General features: G+C 74.0%; 13 protein-coding genes. 6 read left to right on the plus strand and 7 right to left on the minus strand.

The genetic code is table 11. The features are described from left to right. Positions 1-360: 360 nt before the first annotated feature. Positions 361-2,547: an MMPL family transporter gene (locus ACFXDE_RS10105; RefSeq protein ID WP_380492717.1), complete on the minus strand. Its 2,187-nt coding sequence runs from the start codon at positions 2,545-2,547 to the stop codon at positions 361-363. A gap of 534 nt (positions 2,548-3,081) precedes the next feature. Here ACFXDE_RS10105 and ACFXDE_RS10110 point away from each other — a divergent pair. The 4 genes from ACFXDE_RS10110 to ACFXDE_RS10125 all read left to right on the plus strand — a co-directional run bounded on the left by ACFXDE_RS10110 (position 3,082) and on the right by ACFXDE_RS10125 (position 8,376). Next, positions 3,082-5,298, plus strand: a complete 2,217-nt coding sequence (locus tag ACFXDE_RS10110) for an MMPL family transporter (RefSeq protein ID WP_380492875.1) — start codon at positions 3,082-3,084, stop codon at positions 5,296-5,298. Positions 5,299-5,411: 113 nt separating this feature from the next. After that, positions 5,412-6,305: a phosphotransferase gene (locus tag ACFXDE_RS10115; RefSeq protein WP_380440963.1), complete on the plus strand. Its 894-nt coding sequence runs from the start codon at positions 5,412-5,414 to the stop codon at positions 6,303-6,305. Positions 6,306-6,511: 206 nt separating this feature from the next. Beyond that, positions 6,512-7,510 (plus strand): polysaccharide deacetylase family protein, encoded by a 999-nt coding sequence (locus ACFXDE_RS10120; RefSeq protein ID WP_380492720.1) that lies wholly within the window; start codon positions 6,512-6,514, stop codon positions 7,508-7,510. Positions 7,511-7,575: 65 nt separating this feature from the next. Continuing rightward, the gene (locus ACFXDE_RS10125; protein WP_380492721.1) at positions 7,576-8,376 is read left to right on the plus strand and encodes a hypothetical protein; all 801 of its coding nucleotides are present in this window, start codon (positions 7,576-7,578) and stop codon (positions 8,374-8,376) included. A gap of 11 nt (positions 8,377-8,387) precedes the next feature. On the opposite strand, the gene ACFXDE_RS10130 is transcribed toward ACFXDE_RS10125, so the two are convergent. Both ACFXDE_RS10130 and ACFXDE_RS10135 read right to left on the minus strand, forming a co-directional pair. Next, positions 8,388-8,855 carry a GNAT family N-acetyltransferase gene (locus tag ACFXDE_RS10130; RefSeq protein ID WP_380492723.1) on the minus strand — a complete coding sequence of 156 codons (468 nt, stop codon included), beginning with the start codon at positions 8,853-8,855 and terminating at the stop codon, positions 8,388-8,390. A gap of 28 nt (positions 8,856-8,883) precedes the next feature. Further along, positions 8,884-9,585 carry an exonuclease domain-containing protein gene (locus ACFXDE_RS10135; protein WP_380492725.1) on the minus strand — a complete coding sequence of 234 codons (702 nt, stop codon included), beginning with the start codon at positions 9,583-9,585 and terminating at the stop codon, positions 8,884-8,886. Positions 9,586-9,801: 216 nt separating this feature from the next. Between ACFXDE_RS10135 and ACFXDE_RS10140 the strand changes: the two genes are divergently transcribed. Continuing rightward, entirely contained in the window at positions 9,802-10,134 is a 333-nt protein-coding gene (locus ACFXDE_RS10140) for a hypothetical protein (protein ID WP_380492727.1), read from the plus strand. Between the two features lie 33 nt (positions 10,135-10,167). Here ACFXDE_RS10140 and ACFXDE_RS10145 read toward each other — a convergent pair whose 3' ends face one another. From ACFXDE_RS10145 to ACFXDE_RS10160, 4 genes are all read right to left on the minus strand, one after another. Then, a complete protein-coding gene (locus tag ACFXDE_RS10145; RefSeq protein ID WP_380492729.1) occupies positions 10,168-12,105 on the minus strand; it encodes an FtsX-like permease family protein in 1,938 nt (645 codons plus the stop codon). Beyond that, positions 12,102-12,845, minus strand: a complete 744-nt coding sequence (locus ACFXDE_RS10150) for an ABC transporter ATP-binding protein (RefSeq protein ID WP_380492731.1) — start codon at positions 12,843-12,845, stop codon at positions 12,102-12,104. The genes ACFXDE_RS10145 and ACFXDE_RS10150 overlap by 4 nt, the downstream gene beginning before the upstream one ends. Positions 12,846-12,888: 43 nt before the next feature. Further along, entirely contained in the window at positions 12,889-13,365 is a 477-nt protein-coding gene (locus tag ACFXDE_RS10155) for a GNAT family N-acetyltransferase (protein WP_380492733.1), read from the minus strand. 62 nt (positions 13,366-13,427) lie between these two features. Further along, a complete protein-coding gene (locus tag ACFXDE_RS10160; protein WP_380440981.1) occupies positions 13,428-14,699 on the minus strand; it encodes an SAV2148 family HEPN domain-containing protein in 1,272 nt (423 codons plus the stop codon). A 388-nt stretch (positions 14,700-15,087) separates the two neighbouring features. On the opposite strand from ACFXDE_RS10160, the gene glgX reads away from it, so the two are divergent. After that, positions 15,088-17,256: a glycogen debranching protein GlgX gene (gene glgX, locus ACFXDE_RS10165; RefSeq protein WP_380492736.1), complete on the plus strand. Its 2,169-nt coding sequence runs from the start codon at positions 15,088-15,090 to the stop codon at positions 17,254-17,256. The last annotated feature ends 65 nt before the right edge of the window (positions 17,257-17,321 follow it).

A 17,321-nucleotide genomic window follows, 5' to 3' on the forward strand; every position in this document is an offset into this window, starting at 1 on the left:
GAACCCCTAAGTAGCCGCGATCCCCATCCGGAGACTGAAACACCGGACAAAACAAATGCGCCTGTTGGTTGGGACCAGCAGGCGCACACAAGCGTTCATGGGAACCAAAACTGCAACTGGTTCGACTGTAGCACGGGGACACCCCGATTGACCGGGGGATTTTGTGCTCTGGAGATCACGTTTGCGGGCCCCGGGAAGCGGGCAGGCGGCGCCCCGCCGAAGCGGGACGCCGCCTGTGGACCACCGGGTCGGTCCGGTGGGCCGCACCCGTGGTCCGGCCCGGCGAGTCGGATCACCGGGTCGGACCAGTGGGCCGGGTCACCCGGCCGGACGAGCCGGCCGGACGGGTCGACCGGAGGCTCAGCGCCGCCCGGCCGGCTCCGGCACGCCGTGCGCGTCCTGGAGCGGCACGGAGCCGCCGCCGTGGCCGCCGCCGTCCCCGTGGCCGGGCCACCAGGCGCGGTGGCCCAGCAGCGCGGTGAGCGACGGGGTGAAGAACATCGCCATCACGAAGGCCGCCAGCACGATGCCGAAGGCCAGCGAGAAGCCGAGCTCCATGAACAGGACGTTGCCCGCGAGCATGAAGGTCGCGAACGAGGCCGCCAGGATGAAGCCGGCCGCCGCGACCGTCGGGCCGCCGTGCTTGATGGCCTCGCTCGCCGCCTCGCGCGGGCTGCGGCCCTCGCGGGCCTCCTCGCGGAGGCGGGCGATGATCAGGATGTTGTAGTCGGTGCCGATCGCCACCACGAACAGGTAGATGAAGATCGGCAGCATGAACATCAGACCCGGCTCGCCCTTGATGTTCTGGAACAGCAGGGTGGTGGCGCCGAGGGTGCCGCCGAAGCCGAGGCCGACCGAGGCCATCAGGTACCAGGGGGCCACGACGCTGCGCAGCTGCAGGCCCAGGATGAGCATGATGAGCAGGGCCGCGATCGGGAAGACCAGCGTGTAGTCGTGCACCATCGCGGTGTTGATGTCCTTGTACACCGAGGTGATGCCGCCGACCAGCGACTTCGAGTCGGCCGGGGCGGCCGCGTGGGCGGCGTCGCGGACCTTCCCGATGGTGTCGATCGCCTTGTTGGAGGCCGGGGCGTCCTTGAGCAGCACGGTGAAGTCACCGGTGGTGCCGTCGGCGCTGATCGCCTTGTTCTCCGCGCTCGGCGTCACGACGCCGGCCACGCCGTCGACCGCGCCGAGCCTGCCGGCGAAGTCCTTCAGGGCGGCGTCGCTCAGCTTGGCGCCGTTGGTGGAGGTCAGGTAGACGTGGCTCGGGTCGGCCGCGCCGGCCGAGAAGGCCGTCATCAGCTTGTCCTGGACGACCATCGACTCCTTGTTCTTCGGCATGGAGCTGCCGGCGAGGTCGTAGGTGCCGTTGTAGTTGAGGCCGGCCAGGGCCAGCACCACGAGGACGCCGCCGGAGACCAGGGCGACCAGGCCGGGCTTCTTGCCGGTCATCCGGCCGAGCGCGGCGAAGCGGGCGTTCTTGGGCTCCTGCATCCACTTCTTGCCCGGCCAGAACACGGCCTTGGACGGAATGACGGTGAGCACGGCCGGGGCCAGGGTCAGCGAGACCAGGGCGGTCGCGACGACGGCGATGGCGAGCGCCGGGCCGAGCGCGGTGAACATGCCGAGGCTGGAGAGGATCAGCACCGCGAAGGCCACGGCGACCGCGCCGGCGGCGGAGGCGATCGCCTCGCCGACCCGGCCGACGGCGTTGGCCACGGCGGTCTTGCGGTCCTCGCCGGTGCGCAGCCGCTCGCGGTAGCGGAAGGCGAGGAACAGGAAGTAGTCCGTGCCGACGCCGAGCACGACGATGATCAGGATCGCCGAGGTCATCGGGGAGGACTTGAGGTCGAACATCTTGATCGCGTCGGCGATCAGGCCGTTGGCCACCGGCATCGCGATGACCAGCGAGAGCAGCACCGGCAGGATGCCCGCGAGGATGCTGCGGAAGATGATGCCGACGATCAGGATGACGAGCAGCAGGCTGCCGAGCATGACGATCATGTCGGTGGCGCCGGAGGCGTCCTGCTGGTCGAGGCTGCTGGCGGCCTGGCCGCCGACCTGGAACTTCAGGCCGGTGCCGTCGGCGAGCTTGGAGCCGTCCTCGCGCAGCTTCTTGGCCGCGTCGGTGTACTCCTTGTCCTGCATCTTGGACTTGTCGATGGCGACCATGGACAGCGCGTACTTGCCGTCCGCGGACTTCGCCTTCTCGGAGACCGGCAGGATCTGCTGGACGGCCGGGATGTTCTCGTCGGTCAGGCCCTTGACGACCTTCTCCATCGAGGTCTGGTCCTCGGCGGTGAGCTTCTGGCCGTCGTTGCGCTCGAAGAGCAGCAGGGCGGCGGGGGTGAAGCTCGACGGGAACGCCTGCTCCTGGAGCTGCGCCGCCTGGATCGACTCGTAGTGCTTGGGCAGGAACGCGGACTCGTCCGTCTGCGAGGTGACGGCGGGCGCGCTCGCGACGATGGCGATCATCGCGACGACCCACGCCGCGATCACCCACCAGGCGCGGCGGACGACGAAGTGTCCTAGTCGGTGGAACATGCTCGTGATGCCTCCTGGGCATGGTTCACCGCAGCCCTTGGGGACGGGACGCCGGGCGACGGCAGGACCGGCCGAGGACGCGCGCGGGCGCCCCCTTACCGGTCGGCAGGTAAGTTGGTCTGGAGACTCATCCTACGAGTACTTGCTTGCCGCCCGGCAAGTTGTTTTCGCAGGCCGCCCCCGTGAGGCCCCCCGTGTCCGCGGCCCCGCACCAGTCTCGCCCGTCCGCATACCCCTTGACCTCGTGCTCCGGGTGGAGACCGCTCCCCCTCAGGGTGGAGCTTGCCCCCACCCCCGGGGATGAGGGATCAGGGTCGGAAGGTAGGGAAAACCCCACCCCGGCCCCGAGGCGGGCACCAGGGCCGGGTACCCCGCCAGCCGGATTACGGCCCGACTCGCCTTTCCCTACCGTCTTTCACGACGCCGGAACGCGACCCCGGCGCCCGGCGGCCGGGGGCCGCCGACCACCCGGCGCACGACCGCCGTTCTCCCAGGGGGAAGTCCGTGAAGACCAGGCTCGGCACGGCCGCCGCGATGGGCGCCTGGAGCGCCCGGCACAGAAAGACCGCCGTCTTCGGCTGGCTGCTGTTCGTCGTCCTCGCCGCCGTGCTCGGCGGGATGCACGGCGGCACGAAGGTGGGCCGCGACGAATCGGTGCCCGGCGAGGTGTCCCGGGCCGCGCGGATCCTCGACGACGCGGGGATCAAGGCCCCGGCCGGCGAGACCGTCCTCGTCCAGAGCCCGGAACTGACCGCCGACGCACCGGCGTTCCGGGCCGCCGTCGCCCAGGTGGTCGCCGCGGTCGACGGCACCGGCAAGGCCGCCGCCGTCCGCTCCCCCTACGACACCAAGGCCGTTTCCGCGGACGGCCACTCCGCGCTCGTCCAGCTGACGCTCAAGGGCGACCGCGACGAGGCCGTCGCCGACGTCCCCGCCGTGATGGACGCGGTGGCCGGCGTGCAGAAGCAGCACCCCGAACTGACCGTCGTCGAACTCGGCGACGCGAGCTCCGGCAAGTGGATCCAGGACCAGTTCGCCGACGACTTCACCCGCGCCGAGTGGACGGCCGTCCCGCTCGCGCTCGGCATCCTGCTGGTCGCCTTCGGCGCGCTGGTCGCCGCCGTCCTGCCGGTCGTGCTCGCGCTCACCGCGTTCGTCGCCGCCGGCGGCCTGGTCGCCCTCGCCAGCGGGCTGCTGCACACCAGCGACGACGCGAGCTCGGTGATGCTGCTGGTCGGCCTCGCCGTCGGCGTCGACTACTGCCTCTTCTACCTGCGCCGCGAGCGCGAGGAGCGGGCCGCCGGACGGGACCTCGCGGACGCGCTCGCCGTCGCCGCCGCCACCAGCGGCCGGGCCGTGCTGGTCTCCGGCGTCACCGTGGTCGTCGCCATGGCCGGCATGTTCCTCACCGGCATCGCCGACTTCCGGGCGATGGCCTTCGGCACCATCGTCGTCGTGGTCACCGCCGTCCTCGGCTCGCTCACCGTGCTGCCCGCGCTGCTGTCGATGCTCGGCGACCGCGTCGCGAAGGGCCGGGTGCCCTTCCTCGGCAGGCTGCGCCGGCCGGAGGCGGCCACCACGGGTGGGCGCTTCTGGAACGCCGTGCTCACGCCGGTGCTGCGCCGGCCGCTGGCGGCCACCCTGCTCGCCGGGGCGTTCTTGCTCGGGCTGGCCGCGCCGCTGCTCACCATGCACACCGCCAACCTGACCTTCCAGCAGCAACTGCCGCGCGGCAACGCCCTCGTGACCGCCTCGCAGAAGATCGAGGCCGCCTTCCCCGGCAGCCCGGCCCCCGCGACCGTCGTCATCAGGTCCACCGACATCTCCTCCCCCGCGATGACCGCCGCGATCGCCGACCTCAAGGCCCGCGCCCTGGCCAGCGGCCGGATGCACGGCCCGGTGGACGTCACCGTGCACCGCGAGCAGAACGTCGCCACCGTCGACATCCCCCTCGACGGCAGCGGCAACGACGCCACCAGCAACGCCGCGCTCAAGGCCCTGCGCGACGACATCGTGCCCGCCACCGTCCTCAAGGTGCCCGGCACCGAGGCCCCCGTCACCGGGCAGACCGCCGGCTCGCACGACTTCAACGCGAAGATGACCGGCTCGCTGCCCGCCGTGTTCGGCTTCGTCGTCGCCTTCGCCTTCCTCCTGATGCTCACCTCCTTCCGCTCGCTGGCCGTCGCCGCGACCGCCGTCGTGCTCAACCTGCTCTCGGTGGGCGCCGCCTACGGGGTGCTGACGCTGGTCTTCCAGCACGGCGTCGGCGCCTCCCTGCTGGGCACCGCCGGGGTCGGCGCGGTGGAGTCCTGGGTGCCGTTGTTCCTCTTCGTGATCCTCTTCGGCCTCTCGATGGACTACCACGTCTTCGTGGTCTCCCGGATCAAGGAGGGCCGCGACCGCGGCCTGCCGACCCGCGCCGCGATCGCCCACGGCATCCGCTCCACGGCCGGGGTGGTCACCAGCGCCGCGGTGATCATGGTGGCGGTGTTCGCGGTCTTCGGCACCCTCTCGATGCAGGCGATGAAGCAGATGGGCGTCGGCCTCGCCGTCGCCGTCCTGATCGACGCCACCGTGATCCGCGCGGTCCTGCTGCCCGCCGTGATGACCCTGCTCGGCGAGCGCAACTGGTACCTGCCGCGCCTGCTCCACTGGCTGCCCGACCTCTCGCACGGCGAGCCCACCGCGCCGGTCGGCACCGGCGGCGCCCTCCACGGCCCGGCCGCACCGCGCCACCGGATCGAGGTCTGAGCCACCCGCTCACCGGCGCCGGGCTCCGCATCGCGCGGGGCCCGGCCCCCGTGCGTCATGATGATCACCGTCCGGAGGCCTCCGGACGAACGCCGGCGGAACGGAGCCAGGTCATGACCGCCTTCGACGAGGGCCGCGCCCGGGTCCTGCTCGCCGACGCCTGCGCCTCGGCCGGCCTCCCGGACCCCGGCGACGCGCGGCTGCTCGCGCTCGGCGAGAACGCCGTCTTCGATCTCGGCGAGCCCGCCGTCGTCGCCAAGGTCGGCCGCGGCCCCGGGCTGCGGGAGCGGGCACGGCACGAACTCGCCGTCGCGAACTGGCTGGCGGGGCAGGGCATCCCGGTGGTCCGCCCGTACGACGCCGTCGCGCCCGGACCGCAGCTCGCCGACGGGCACCCCGTCACCTTCTGGCACCGGCTCGCCCCCGCCGTCCGCCCCGCCCGGCCCGCCGACCTCGCCCCGCTGCTGCGCGACCTGCACCGGCTGCCGCTGCCGCCCTTCCCGCTGGCCCGGCGCGACCTGCTCGCCCCGGTCGAGCGCTGGCTGGCCTCCGCCGAGGGCCACGTCGACCCGGCCGACGTCGCGTTCCTGCGCCGCCGCCGGGACGCCTTCGCCGCCGCCCTGCCCGACCTCGCCCCGCACCTGGAACCCGGGCTGATCCACGGCGACGCGCTGCCGCGCAACGTCCACGTGGGCCCGCAGGGGCCCGTCCTGCTCGACCTGGAGAACGTCTCGCGGGACCTGCGCGAGCACGACCTCGTGGTGCTCGCGCTCAGCCACGACCGGTACGGCGTGCCGGGCGAGGAGTACCTCGCGTTCACCGCCGCGTACGGGTGGGACGTGCGCGACTGGCCGGGGTTCGCGGTGCTGCGCGGCGCCCGCGAGACGGCCAGCGCCTCGTGGGTCGCGCAGCAGGCGGCGGGCAGCCCGGCGGCGCTGGCGGAGTTCCGGCGGCGGGTCGACTCGCTGCGCGACGGGGCGACGGACGTGCGCTGGTACCCGTTCTGAGGGTCTGGGAGTGACCCGGCGGGACTCGGCGGGACGGGTGGGGTAGCCGTGGCGGCGGGCGGACGCCAACCCGGGCGGCTGTGAGAAGACTCCTACGACGGAGCGGTCCGGCACGCAACCGGGGCAACTACGATCGGCGTCCTATCGGACAGTCATCCTGACCGAGAGGATCGGCACCCGCCGCCAGTTCCCCAGGAGCCGCCGCCATGCCCCAGTCCGCCGCCCGCCGGCCCGCTTCCCCGAACCGCTCGGCCCGCCTCCGCCGCCGGCTGATCATGGGCAGTGCCGCCGTCGCCGCCGCGCTGGGCGTCGCCGCGTGCGGGACGGCCAGCGGGGCCCTCCAGCCGAGCGCCTCGCCGTCCGCGAAGGGCGCGATCACGATCTCGCCGAGCACCGACCCGGCGCCCGGCGCCCCGGGCACGCCCGGTTCGGACGGCGTGCCCGTCACCGCGGGCGCGGGCGGCCAGGCCGCGCCGCCGGTCACCCCGCGCACGCCGAGGACGCCGGACACCACTGCCGGCCCGAGCCCGTCCAGCGCGAGTCCGTCGACCGCGAGCCCCTCCACCGCCGCTGCCGCCCCGGCCGTGCCCGCCACACCGCTCTCGGTGACCAGCGTGATCGGCTCGACCGCCTCCGGCGGCCGGACCGTCGCCCTCACCTTCGACGACGGCCCCGGCCCGGCCACCCAGCAGATCCTCGACCTGCTCGCCCAGTACAACGTCAAGGCCACCTTCTGCGAGATCGGCCAGAACGCCGCCGCCAACCCGGGCCTGGTCAAGAAGGTCCTCGCGGCCGGGCACCGGCTGTGCGACCACAGCGTCCACCACCCGCAGCCGTTCCAGAAGCTTCCGCACGACAAGGCCGTGGCCGAGATCTCCGGCGCGAAGGACATGATCGTCAAGGCCGCCGGCCCCGGCACCCAGGTCACCTGGTTCCGCGCGCCCGGCGGCGGCTTCAACGCCGACAACGAGCACATCGCGGCGGGCCTCGGCATGAAGTCCCTCGGCTGGTCGGTCGACCCGCGCGACTGGTCCCGCCCGGGCGTGCCGGCGATCGTCTCCACCGTGCAGAGCCAGCTCAGGCCCGGCGGCGTGATCCTCATGCACGACGGCGGCGGCGACCGCAGCCAGACCGTGGCCGCGCTCAAGCAGCTGCTCCCGTGGCTGGTCGCCCAGGGCTACACCTTCGACTTCCCGGCGGCCTAGGGACGTTGGCGCACCGGCCGACGGCGCTCCGGGTGACCGGGACGCCGTCCGCTACGGTGAGCCGCGTGACGGACCCCACCCCCGCCGGCCTGGTCGACGCCGTGCCCGCCCTCGCCTCCTACCTGCGGCCGGCCACCCTGCTGCACCCCGAGGCCAAGGTGCCCACCGCACACGGGAGTTCGCTCGGCGGACCCGCACTCTGGCCCGACGGCGCACCCTGGCCGCACTGCACCGCCGGGCACCCCGACGATGCCTACGAGGACGCGGCCCCGCGCGACCGGGAGATCACGGCGGCGATCGCCCTCGTCCCGGTCCTGCGCGTCCGCGCCGCCGACGCACCCCACCTGCCCTGGCCCGACGGCGCCGACGTGCTCCAGGTGCTCTGGTGCCCCAACGACCACGACGACATCCAGGGCGAGCGCTACTACTACGGCCCCGCCGTCGAACTCCACTGGCAGCGCGCCGACGGCCTCGCGCCCCGCACTCCCCCGCGACCCCGGCGCTCCGACGACGAATACCTGCCCACGCCGTGCGTGCTGCGCCCCGAGCAGATCCGCGACCTCCCCGACCGCGACGAACTGCCCGGCGAACTCCGTTCCGCCGCCGAGGAGTTCGCCGAACGGAACGGCACCGAGTACCACCGTGGCCTCGCCTGCGCCGGGGGCTGGAAGCTCGGCGGCTGGCCGTCCTGGCGCTCCACCGACCTGATCCCCGTCGACTGCGGCGCGTGCGGCACCCGGATGCGGCACCTGCTCACCGTCGAGAGCGGCGACGACCCGGACGTCAGCGTCGGCCGCCACGGCGAACTGCACGTCTTCGTCTGCCCGCAGGACCTCGGCCACCCCGTCGGGCTCGACCTCCAGTAGGCCCCCGGCCGTCAGACCAGGTGGAGCCGGTACACCTGCCGGGAGCCGCCCTCCGGCCCCGGCTCCGCCGGCTCGGCCGGCGTGAAGCCCAGCCGTTCGTAGAACACCCGGGCCCCGCTCACGACCGCCCCGGGGTGGTCCGCGCCGAACGTCACCACCTCGACGGTCGCCGGGCGGACCCGGACCCGCCGGCGCAGCACGTCCTCGACCAGCGCCCGGCCCACGCCCGTCCCCCGGGCCCGCTCGGCGACCACCAGCCAGTGCAGGTGGTGCACCGGCGGCTCACCACCGAACAGCAGGGCGCCGAGCAGGCCGCCGTCCGGGCCGTCGACCACCGTGGCGCGCCCGCGGTCGATGTTCCGGACGACGGCCCGGCGGAACCCGGGGTCGTCCACCATCGGCCCGAACCAGTGCTCGACCTCGGCGGCGAGGGCGAGGAAGCCGGGCAGGTCGGCGGGCCGCGCGAGGCGTGTGATCACCCGGGGAGTCCGGCAGGCGCGCCGCCCGCTACCGCAGCGGCCAGCGGGGGTCCACCACGGCCTGCGGGTCCTTGCCGCGGCGCAGCCAGGCCTGGAGGCCCTCGGCCCACTCCCGGTACCAGTGGACCTGACGCCCGTGCAGGTCGGCCGGGGCCACGTCGCCGACCTCGGAGCGGTAGCGCTCGGCGAGGGCGACGGCGACGCGGACGGCGGCCAGGGCGTCGCTGCCGGCCTCGTGGGCGTCGGTCAGCTCGACGCCGTACACCTCGCAGACGCGCTGCAGGGTGCGGGAGCCCTTGCGGTACTTGTCCACCGCCCGGTCGATCACCAGCGCGTCCAGCACCGGCCCGACCGGACGGCCGAGGCGCTCGGCGAGCGTCGCCAGCCCGTGCCGGCGCAGCTCGGCGTCGAGGAGGGAGAGGTCGAAGGGCGCGTTGAACCCGACCACCGGCCGCCCCGCCGCGAGCCGCTCGCAGAGCGCCGCGGCTATCTCCTCCACCGCCTCCTTGGCCGGCCGGCCCTTGCGCCGGGCGACGTCGTCCCCGATCCCGTGGATCGCCTCCGCCTCGGCGGGGATCGGCACCCCGGGATCGAGCAGCCAGCCGGCGACCCCCACCCGGCGGGCCCCGACGGTGTCCACGAGCGCGGCCGTGACGATGCGGTCCACGGCCGGGTCGGTGCCCGTGGTCTCCAGGTCGAAGCCGACCAGTGGCTGCTGCCACCAGCTCATGCGCCCGCCTCGCTTCGCTCGACAGGGGCACTCGCCCACGCGCGCCTCTCAACGATTCGCTCGCTCCGCTCGCTCATGGGGTGCGTCCTTCCGTCCTGCTGTGCGAAACAGCCCCTATCATGACCCGCCCCACCGACAACCCGGCCGCCCAGGGGTCCGCTCCGGCGGTCCGCCGGGCCCTAGGCTGGTCCCCGGACCCGATCGGAGGAGCCGACGATGAGCACCGCCCCGAACCTGCCCGTGCCCCCGAACCGGCCCGACGAGGCCCACCCGCTGCGGACGATCAGAGAGATCCGCGCGTCCTTGCCCGGGGACCAGGTGGAGCACTTCGACGCCGAGCTCGCCGACACCGACATCGACGAGCTGCCGGCGGTACTGCACCGCTGGGCCACCCTGGGCACCGACGGCTTCGTCGACTTCCTGCTGTCGGCGCCCCTCGAAGGGCTGGAATTCGGAGCCCGGTCCTACGACGACGAGGCCGGCCCGGGCACCGGTGTCGTCGCCGAACCCACCGCCCGGCCGAAGGCGGTCAACCCGGCGGAGTACTGAGGGTCCGCCGGGTCTCCGGGCCGGGCGGGGCGGTCACCGGGCCCCGTGGGTGAGGGCGAGGCGGCTGGGGATGACGCTGGACAGGACGGCGAGGACCAGGCAGACGGCGGCCGCTCCGGCGAGCGGGGTCCAGGGGAGGCGGAAGGCGATCGCGGTCTGGCCGGCCAGGATGCGGTGGTCGATCAGTGCCGTCGCGCCCCACTGGGTGAGCGCGGTGACGGCGAGGGCGAGGACGGCCGCGGTGGCGACGACCAGGACGGCCTCCAGGGCGACCATCGACAGCACCTGCCGGCGCACCGTCCCGGCGAGGCGCAGGACGGCGAAGTCGCGGCGGCGGTCCGCGGCCGACATCACCATGGTGTTGACGATGGCGATGAGCGCGTAGAGCAGGGCCGGGCCGAGGATCGTGCTGGTGGCGATCCACGCGTAGTGGGCGCCGGGGTCGGGGCCGGGCGTGCGGGCGTCGGTGAGCGTGCCGCCGTAGGTCGCGGCCGGGGCCTCGGAGAGGTGGACGGCGCCGGGGCGGGCGCCGTCCAGGTGCGCGGTGACGGCGTCGCCGCTGAGCAGCACCTCGTCGAGGCCGAGCTGGGTGCGGTAGACCAGGGCGAGCCGCAGGCTGGTGACGGTGCCGTCGGCGAGCCGCAGGTTGACCTGGTCGCCGAGCTTCCAGCCGTGGCCGCGCACCTGGTGGACGGAGGCGGCGAGGGTGGCGCCGTGCAGGTCGGCGGGGCTGCCCTCGACGGCGGGCAGGGTCCAGGCGGTGGCGAGGTCGCCGGTGACGACGGTGGCGGCGGACGGCGCGGAGGCGGCCGAGTCCTCGCTGTGGTCGGCGAAGGACGCGGTGTCGGCGCCGAGGCCGGTGATCACGGTGGGGGTGGTGGCGGTGGCGCGCAGGCCGGGCCGGTCGGCGGTGAGCCGGGCGAGGGTGTCGACGGGCAGCGGGACGGCGCCGGGCCGCAGCACGTAGCGGGCGGCGGCGGTGGCCCGGCCCTGGGCGGTCATGGCGTCGGCGAAGGCGGCGGTGGCGCCGATGGCGGTGCCGGTGAGCGCGATGGTGAGGAAGGCGGGGGTGGCGGTGGAGACGGTGCGGCGGACGGCGGTGAGCGCGTTCTGCCGGGCGAGCAGGGGGGCGGCGGCGACGGTCCAGCGCAGCGGGGCGCTGAAGGCGCGGACGAGCAGCGGGACGAGCAGCGGCGCGAAGAGGGCGAGCGCGGCGATCGTCATGAGGTCGGCGGCCATGACCCACTGGGAGGCGAGCTGCGGGTCGTCGGGCTGGTCGCCGGGGGCGGGGGGCATGCTCGGGGCGGCGAGGTAGTAGCCCACCGCGCCTGCCAGGGCGAGGAGTTGGGCGGCGGCGCAGGCCCAGCGCAGCGGCGTCATGACCTTGCGGTCGACGGCGGCGTCGCCGAGGGCCTCGACGGCGCGGACGCTCCCGGCCCGCAGGGCGGCGCCGAGGGCGCCGAGCAGGGCGACGAGCAGGCCCACGGCGGCCGCGACGAGCATCGGGGTGAGCGCGGGGTGGGAGGTGAAGCCCGCCTGGGCGGCGCCGCGGGCGACCAGCCAGGCGGCGAGCGCGGGTGCGGCGGGCAGGGAGAGGAGGCAGCCGCAGACGGCGGCGGCGAGGGCGACGGCGGCGGCCTCGCCGGTGATCAGCAGCACGACCTGGCGGGGCGTCGCGCCGACGGCGCGCAGCATCGCGATCTCCTGGCGGCGCTGGGCGACGGCGAAGGCGAAGGTGCCGGCGACGACGAAGACGGCGACGAAGGCGGCCATGCCGGCGGTGAAGGTGAGCACCTTGTGCAGGGAGGGCGCACCGAGCGGGGAGTCGTCGCCGGCGGTGTCGTCGAGGAGGGTGCCGGTGGTGGCGACGAGGGTGACGCCGAGGGTGAGCGCGACGTAGGAGCCGGCGAAGGCGGCCTTGCGGCGGCGCAGGCTCGCGGTGGCGACGGGCAGGAGCGTGGCCATGGTCATGCCGCCGTCTCCAGGGCCGTCATCCGCTCGGCGACCTGCTGGGCGCTGGGGCGGGCGAGGTCGTCGGCGAGGCGGCCGTCGGCGAGGAAGAGCACGCGGTCGGCGTAGGAGGCGGCGACCGGGTCGTGGGTGACCATGACGGTGCTCTGGCCCTCGCGGTCGACGAGGTCGCGCAGGAGGGCGAGGACGTCGCGGCTGCTGGAGCTGTCGAGGGCGCCGGTGGGCTCGTCGGCGAACAGGACCCGCGGGCGGGCGATGAGGGCGCGGGCGATCGCGACGCGCTGCTGCTGGCCGCCGGAGAGCTGGGAGGGCAGGTGGCCGGTGCGCTGACCGAGGCCGACCTGGTCGAGGGCGCGGTGGACCTGCTCGCGGTCGGGGCGGCGCCCGGCGAGGCGCAGCGGCAGGCCGACGTTCTGTTCGGCGGTGAGCGAGCCGACGAGGTTGAAGGCCTGGAAGACGAAGCCGAGCTTCTCGCGGCGCAGCACGGTGAGCCGGGTCTCGGTCAGCGTGGCGAGGTCGGTGCCGTCGAGGGTGACGCGGCCGGTGTCGGGCCGGTCGAGGCCGGCGGCGCACTGGAGCAGGGTGCTCTTGCCGGAGCCGGAGGGGCCCATGACGGCGGTGAAGGTGCCGCGCGCGAACTCGACGTCCACCCCCCTGAGCGCATGGACGGCCTCCGGGCCGGTTCCGTAGGTGCGGTGCAGTTGTTCGAGGCGCAGGACGGCCTCATCCCCCGTGATCATCACGGGGGCTATGCCTACCACGAGCGGGCCTGCTGAGGCCATCTCAAATGGCGAAACGATTCTGCTGCGTCCGGGGTTCACGAACGAGGAGGACGTCGACCCGGTCCTCGCGTTCCAGGACGAAGCCGTGGCGCTCGTACAGGCGTTGGGCGGCGCTGCCCCGCAGGACGACGAGGCGCACCGGCTCCCCGGCCGCGTCGGCCTCGGCGAGGACGTGGCGCAGCACGGCCGTGCCGAGGCCCCGGCCCTGGAGGTGCGGGGCGAGGTAGAACAGCTCCAGGTGGCGCCCGCCCCGCTCGTCGGGCCGGACGCTGAGGGAGCCGGCGAAGGCCCCCTCGACCAGCAGGACGGAGGTGTGCGCGGTGGAGAAGGCGTCCCGCACGCGCCGGCGGGAGCGCTGCGGGTCCCAGCGGCCGAGGCGTTCCAGGTCGGCGCGCATGACCTGGTCCTTGAGGTCGCAGACGCGGTCGACGTCCTCGGGCCGGGCGGGCTCCAGGGTCCAGTGCGGGAGGCTGTTCACGGCGCGCAGTCTGGCAGCGTCCGCACCCGCCCCACCAGCGCCGCCCGAGAGGTGGACGCGGCTCAGGACACGGGCCGGGAGTCCGCCCAGACCCCCTCGAACTCCTCGCGGTAGACCTCCAGCAGGCCCGCCTCCGTGCCGCCGGGCTGCTGGCCGGCGCCGCCGCGCAGGACGAGCGCGGGGGACTCCATGCCGCGGGCGCGGCGCAGGTAGGGCTGGACGACGCCGAGGTCGCGGCCGGCCCGGCGCCCGCCGCGGCCCTCGGGGCGCGGGCCCTCGACGAGGTAGGCGGTGAAGCGCGGGGTCTCGTCGAAGACCCGGATCTCGAAGCCGCCCGGGTCGCGCAACCGGGCCCGCACCCGGCGGACGTGCATGATGTTCATCTCGATCGAGCGGGACAACTCGCCGCGTCCGAGGCCGAGTTCGCGCTCACGGCGGCGCACGGCGCTGCTCGCCGGATTGAGGAACAGCAGCCGCATCCGGCAGCCTTCGCCGGCCAGGCGCACCAGGCGCTTGCCCGTGTAGTTCTGGCAGAGCATGCCGAGGCCGATGCCGAGCGCGTCCAGCCGCCGGGCGCCGTCCAGGAGGTCCTCGACGGGCAGGTCGCGCTGGAGGCGGACCCGGTCGGCGTGCACCGCGACGACGTCCGCGTACCGGCCGGCGACCAGCGACTCGACGACGTCGGCGGGCACCCCGCCGGCGCCGCCGTCGAGCAGGGCGAGCAGGCGGGCGGCGGCGCGCTCGGTCTGGGCGAGGACGGTCTGGGTGAGGACGCGGTTGCGGGAGACCACGTGCCGGGCCACCTCCAGCTCGTCCAGGGCGAGTTCGATCTCGCGCCGGTCGGCGAGGTAGGGCTCGAAGCACGGCCAGTGCTGGACCATGAGCTCGCGCAACTGGGGCAGGGTGAGGAAGACCAGCGGGTCGTCGTCGGCGGGGTCGAGCAGGTAGCCCTTGCGGCGGCTGACCTCCCGGACGGCGCCGGCGCGGTGCGCCCACTCCTCGCCCGCCGGGCCGGCGGCGGCGGTGACCCAGTCCTCGCCGTGGGCGGGGGCGTAGATGGGGTGCAGGACCTCGTCGACGAGGGAGCGCAGCCGCTGCTCGACCAGGTTGAGCCAGACGTAGGCGCGCCCGGACAGGCGCACGCGCTGGTAGGCGTCCTCCCACTCGGCGCCGGACCAGGCGAGGGCGGGGATCTCCACCGGGCCGCCCTGGGCGGGCACCAGGGAGCGGCCGGTCATGGTGGGGCGCATGACCACCGTGGGCGCCTCGCTGCGGGCGCCGCCCCGCTCGGGGCCGTCGGGCCCGGCGCCACGGCCGCCAGCAGGGAACACCATGCGCCACCTCATCTGCGGCTGACCCCCGCGGGTGCGGGGACCGTTGACGGGCCGTTGACTAGCACCGGTCGGCCGGGGCGGCCGGACGATCAAGGGTACTGCCCGCCGAGAGCCGTCCGCAGCCGGTTGCCCGAGGGGGCGCGGACGCACCAGGGGACCCACCCGTCACAGCGCTGCGCTTAATCGGAGGAATACCGCCCGGACGCCCGTTCGGGCTAACGCAGGGCACGGGTCCCGGCGACCGGGGGAAGGGTCGTGGAGTATGCGGACTGTGCCGTGCGTCACGGCGCGCGAACGCCGCACATGCCCGGCCGCACGGCCGGGAAGACAGCCGCTGATTCTTGGACTGGACGTCAGTTTTCTTTTTTGGCAAGGAAGTTGAGGACTCATGCAGGTCTGGCCCGGCAAGCCCTACCCCCTCGGCGCCACCTACGACGGGGCCGGTACCAACTTCGCGGTGTTCTCCGAGAGCGCCGACCGGATCGAGCTGTGCCTGATCGACGGGGACGGCTCGGAGAGCGCCGTCGAGCTGCGCGAGACGGACGCCTTCGTGCGCCACGCCTACCTCCCGGGCGTCCAGCCCGGCCAGCGCTACGGCTTCCGCGTCCACGGGCCGTACAACCCGGGGCTCGGCCAGCGGCACAACAGCGCCAAGCTGCTCCTGGACCCGTACGCCAAGGCGATGAGCGGGAACGTCGACTGGGACGAGTCCGTCTACGGCTACCACTTCGGCGCCCCCGAGCGCCGCAACGACCTCGACTCCGCCCCGCACACGATGCACTCGGTGGTCATCAACCCCTACTTCGACTGGGGCACCGACCACCCGCCGCGCACCGACTACCACCGGACCGTCATCTACGAGGCGCACGTCAAGGGCCTCACCCGGCTGCACCCCGGCATCCCCGAGGAGATCCGCGGCACCTACGCGGGCCTCGCCCACCCGGCGGTGATCGAGCACCTCGCCAAGCTCGGCGTCACCGCGATCGAGCTGATGCCGGTGCACCAGTTCGTCCGCGACCACCGGCTGCGCGACCTCGGCCTCGCCAACTACTGGGGCTACAACACGATCGGCTTCTTCGCCCCGCACTCCTCCTACTCCTCCGACGGCGACCGCGGCCAGCAGGTGCAGGAGTTCAAGTCGATGGTCAAGGCGCTGCACGCGGCCGGGATCGAGGTGATCCTGGACGTCGTCTACAACCACACCGCCGAGGGCAACCACCTCGGGCCGACGCTCTCCCTGCGCGGCCTGGACAACGTCTCCTACTACCGGCTCGCCCAGGACCAGCGGTTCTACGAGGACACCACCGGCACCGGCAACAGCCTGCTGATGCGCAGCCCGCACGTGCTCCAGCTGATCATGGACTCGCTGCGCTACTGGGTCACCGAGATGCACGTCGACGGCTTCCGCTTCGACCTGGCCGCCACCCTGGCCCGGCAGTTCCACGAGGTCGACCGGCTCTCCTCCTTCTTCGACCTCGTCCAGCAGGACCCGGTCGTCTCCCAGGCCAAGCTGATCGCCGAGCCCTGGGACCTCGGCGAGGGCGGCTACCAGGTCGGCAACTTCCCGCCGCTGTGGACGGAGTGGAACGGCATGTACCGGGACACCGTGCGCGACCTGTGGCGCGGCGAGACCGCCGCGCTCGCCGAGTTCGGCTCCCGGCTCACCGGCTCCTCCGACCTCTACCAGGACGACGGCCGCCGGCCCATCGCCTCCATCAACTTCGTGACCTGCCACGACGGTTTCACCCTGCGCGACCTCGTCTCCTTCAACGAGAAGCACAACGCGGCCAACGGCGAGGACAACCGGGACGGCGAGTCCTTCAACCGTTCCTGGAACTGCGGCGTCGAGGGCCCGAGCAACGACCCGGCCGTCGAGGAGCTGAGAGCGCGCCAGCAGCGCAACCTCATCGCCACCCTGATGCTCTCCCAGGGCGTGCCGATGCTCTCCCACGGCGACGAGCTCGGCCGCACCCAGCACGGCAACAACAACGCCTACTGCCAGGACAACGAGCTCACCTGGGTGCACTGGCCCGAGGAGGACGGGCCGCAGGCGCGGCTGCTGGAGTTCACCCAGGGGATGATCTGGCTGCGCCGCGACCACCCGGTGTTCCGCCGCCGCCGCTTCTTCCACGGGCGGCCGGTCTCCGGGCGGGTGGTCTCCGGGCAGCCGGCCGCCGGCCGCGCGGCGGCGGAGGCGGGCGGCTACGACGACCTCACCGACATCGCCTGGTTCACCCCGAGCGGGGAGGAGATGACCAAGCGCAACTGGGGCGCCAGCTACGCCAAGTCGCTCACCGTCTTCCTCAACGGCTACGCGATCTCCGAGCCCGACCGGCGCGGCGGGCGGATCGTCGACGACTCCTTCCTCCTCATGTTCAACGCGCACTTCGAGCCGCTGGAGTTCACCGTCCCCGCCGACCACGGCCAGGAGTGGCAGGTCGTGGTGGACACCGCGCAGCCCCGGCTGCCCGCCCCCGGCACCGGCGCCCGGGTCAAGGCCGGCGACACGCTCTGGCTCACCGACCGGTCGCTGATGGTGCTCCAGCGCCCGGCGTGAACCCGCGGACGGTCACCTGTTCGGATCAGCAGCGGGTCTTGGCGGCGGGCTCCCCCGGGTACTCA

Source organism: Kitasatospora sp. NPDC059408 (assembly GCF_042751525.1).
Taxonomy (GTDB): Bacteria; Actinomycetota; Actinomycetes; order Streptomycetales; family Streptomycetaceae; genus Kitasatospora.